The 3526-nt window shown below is 51.8% G+C and carries 2 protein-coding genes; one reads left to right on the top strand and one right to left on the bottom strand.

Annotated elements, in window-relative coordinates:
• Positions 1 to 400: 400 nt before the first annotated feature.
• Positions 401 to 1351, bottom strand: coding sequence for an ABC transporter substrate-binding protein (locus tag AC3WQH_RS25310; RefSeq protein ID WP_492332320.1), 951 nt, complete (start codon positions 1349 to 1351; stop codon positions 401 to 403).
• An 864-nt stretch (positions 1352 to 2215) separates the two neighbouring features.
• Between AC3WQH_RS25310 and purU the strand changes: the two genes are divergently transcribed.
• Positions 2216 to 3091: a formyltetrahydrofolate deformylase gene (gene purU, locus AC3WQH_RS25305; RefSeq protein ID WP_005835503.1), complete on the top strand. Its 876-nt coding sequence runs from the start codon at positions 2216 to 2218 to the stop codon at positions 3089 to 3091.
• The last annotated feature ends 435 nt before the right edge of the window (positions 3092 to 3526 follow it).

Raw genomic sequence — 3526 nt, 5'->3', positions numbered from 1 at the left:
ACTTCATTTTACACGAATCAATCATGGGCCATTTTTTTATCTAGCTGTTGGTGTCGCACTTCATATTACAATCCGTCATAACGAAAACCCCCAGTCGAACTGGGGGTTTTCGTTATACAATAAAACCGCCTCCTAAAAGGAGACGGCATATATCGAGCTCGCTAGTTTTGAGGTGTTACCGATCATCACGTGCGACGCATCTACCTCCAGTATGAAGTTAGAAGCTGTTAGCAGTGTTGCGGTTTTCCTTTACTCACTAGGTGATCGTGTAAATCATCCATGGCACATCGCCTCCGTAGAAGACTACAGCCTGTTTGAAAACACACCACCGAGCTCGATGAATATAGTATGATCCGATTTACAGCTTTTATACGCGCGAAATGCTCCAACCGTAAAACACTTATTTCAACAGCCGCGCGGACAGCGCGTTCAAAAACGACTGGTTGCTGTAGGCCGTGCCTCCGGCCAATCCGGGGTTGACGGCATTTTCGTACACCTGGCCGCTTTGGATCACGCGCAGATTGCTCCATTCAGGCTGCTGCTTCAACTGCTCGAACGATTTGGCGGCGTCGGGATCGCTGCTTTTGTCGACCATCACGAACAAATAATCCGGGTCTGCCTGTGCCAGCTCTGCGAGGGAAAGCGGCACGGGTTCTTTTGCTTGCTCTACAACGCTTGGGGTCGCCAGCCCGAGATCGGTATAGAGCAAATAGTTGTACCGCTCGTTTTTCGGATAGACGAGAAAAGCGCCTTCGTGAAACCATGCGGTCAGCACGATTTTGTCCTTGAGCGGAGCCAGCTTGTCGCGCGTTTTTTCGGTATTCGTCCGGACCTTGCTCACGATGGCATCGACGTTGGCGTCTTTGCCGCGCACCTCGGCAAGCAGCCGCAGGTTGTCTTCCCAATGCGCTCCATTCGAGGAGATGGGAATGACCGACGCTGCGCTTTCCAGCTTGCTGCGCTTTTCCCCGGACGTCTTGTCGGAGGTCAGGATCGTATCCGGCCCCAAAGCGGCAAGGTCGCCGACGTGGTCCGCGATGTCCGCGGGGAGCTTTTGCGTATTTTGCGTAATCGCGGCGTATTCCTGCGGGAACGTACCGCTTTTTTCTACGGTAGCGGCAAACGGGGGGATGCCGGTCAAAAGCGCATCTTCAAAGCTGCTGCGAGATTCGACGAAGGCGATTTGCTTCGTTCGCGCCGGGATTTTATATGTGTTGCCCAAATACTGGATAGAACGCGTCGGTTTTGCGGCAGGATCGCCTGCAGCTTGCCCTCCTGGCCCGTTCGCACCGCATGCTGCCAGCAACAGAAACACAGCCGTTACAGGGATGGCCAGTAGCTTTTTATACATCTTTACGTCACTCCGATCGTACCTTGGTCTGTTTTTTGCAAGAGAAGCCGTCACAGTAAATTATAGGGTACCCGAATGAGGACGGACTGCTTCATTCCTGAACTTTTTCAGACATTCTCCCGTATCCCATGCATCGGTGACGGGGTATTTGCCTGTTGTCTGTTCGCAGCAGATGCTCTACGATGGACAAATACAGACCAAAACGAGAGTCTAACTGAGCTTTTGGGGAGATGGAGCTGCGCCACTTGAAGACATTCCACGTCGTTGCGGAATGCCTCAATCATCAGTGGCTTTCGGTGGTTTGTTGGCTGAAAAACCTTTGAAAGAATCTCATGGAAGGATTCTCAACAGATCGTAGGGGCTTTTGCCTCGGAGAAGAGAACCAGCGATTAAGTATGCTGTTACGTTTTACTTCGCTAGTTAATCTTCGCATGATATTCGAAAATCCGTTACTTTTGGCGGTTGTTCGGTGCTGTTGTTTGGGTCTTCATCGCGGCTTTCGTGGAGGCGAGGAAAGAGGAGAAATCGCGGGAGCTTCTTGGGCTCCCAAAGAGCTTCGCGGATTTCTCCTCTTTCCTCGTCAGTGGCTTGCAGTGGTTTGTTCGACTGAAAAAGCTATTGAAAGAATCTCGTGGAAGGATTCTCAACGGGTCTTAGGGACTTTTGCCTCGGAGAAGAGAGCAGCGATTAAGTGTGGATTTTTTTATCGTTATCATTGAATAACCTCATTCCGGCTTTTCTGCGGCAAACTGTTTCGAGAAGTACTTGCAAAGCCCATCACGCCGATTCGTTTGATCGAGGTCTTCCGTGCGGATTGGGCAGTCTATGGAAAAGGGAAAAGCATCCAGAATGGGAGGAACATATATGAACCACGAGCCTGCAAAAAACGACAACCGAGCCATCCTGCTCATCTCGTGCCCGGAGCGGCTGGGCATCATCTCGGCCGTCTCCAACCTGCTGCTCAGCTACAAAGCGAACATCGTGCAGTTCGACCAGCACACGACAGACCCGCGCGACGGCATGTTTTTCATGCGCATTTTGTTCGACCTGGAGACGCTGCCCGAATCGTTTGGACAGCTTGAGCAGGACCTGGCGAAAATGGCCGAAGATTACCCGATGGACTGGCGGCTCAGCAAAGAAAGCCAGCGAAAGCGCATGGCGATTTTCGTCTCGAAAATGGACCATTGCCTCGTCGAGCTGCTCTGGCGCGTCAAGTCGAAGGAGATTCGCGTAGATATCCCGATGGTCATCAGCAACCACCCGGATGCGAAAGAAACGGTGGAAGCGTACGGGATTCCGTTTTACCATATTCCGCTTGCGACCCAGAGCAAGGAAGAGGCGGAGCGCAAGGCGCTGGAGCTGTTGCAGGGTAACGTCGACTTCATCGTCCTGGCCAGGTACATGCAAATTTTGTCCCCGCGCTTCATCGCGCATTACCCGAACCAGATCATCAACATCCACCATTCGTTCCTGCCCGCGTTCATCGGGGCCAACCCGTACAAGCGCGCCTTCATGCGCGGCGTGAAGCTGATCGGGGCGACCGCCCACTACGTCACTAACGACCTCGACGAAGGGCCGATCATCGAGCAGGACGTCATTCGCGTCAACCACCGCTACACGGAGGAAGACTTGAAGGTGGCCGGCCGCCACGTCGAGCGCAACGTCTTGGCCCAGGCGATCTCCTGGCATGTCGAGGACAAAGTGATCGTGTACGGGAACAAGACGATTGTGTTTGCGTAGCGGCAGCCTGCCGAAGAAAAGGGAAACGGAAGAAGTGCTGTGGGGTATTTGCCCCCAGGCTCATGAAAAAAGCGAAAGGCGTCCGAAGGCAAGTCCAGCTCTGGGAGAGATCCAGAGGGGCCTCGCATGGGCGTGATTTCGCTTTTTTACTTTTCAATTCCTGTCCAGCGTATTTCGTTACAGTCGGGATGACCATTCATTCGTGTTCACACTCTGTTTGGAATTTGTTTAGGTCAGACGAGATGACATCTTATTTGTTAGCATTTTAGATAAAAATACGTGGGAAGGTGATTTCGAAAAGAGAGGCTGGAGTGTAAAATTGAAAAGCATGGGAAAATATGAAAGTTGAGGGAATGATAGATTCATCACCATAACCCGTGCTAGACATTGAAAAAACGTAGATGTTCCTCTATCGTGAAAGTTGTCCTGACCATC

It is taken from the genome of Brevibacillus sp. FW301-21C12A, assembly GCF_058788915.1.
The sequence above is the reverse complement of the archived record's forward strand: the minus strand, read 5'-3'. Positions and strand labels throughout refer to the sequence as shown.

Bases quoted from the DNA above. Each gene is read 5' to 3' on its own strand.
- purU (WP_005835503.1), top strand. From the start codon at position 2,216: ATGAACCACGAGCCTGCAAAAAACGACAACCGAGCCATCCTGCTCATC.
- AC3WQH_RS25310 (WP_492332320.1), bottom strand. From the start codon at position 1,351: ATGTATAAAAAGCTACTGGCCATCCCTGTAACGGCTGTGTTTCTGTTG.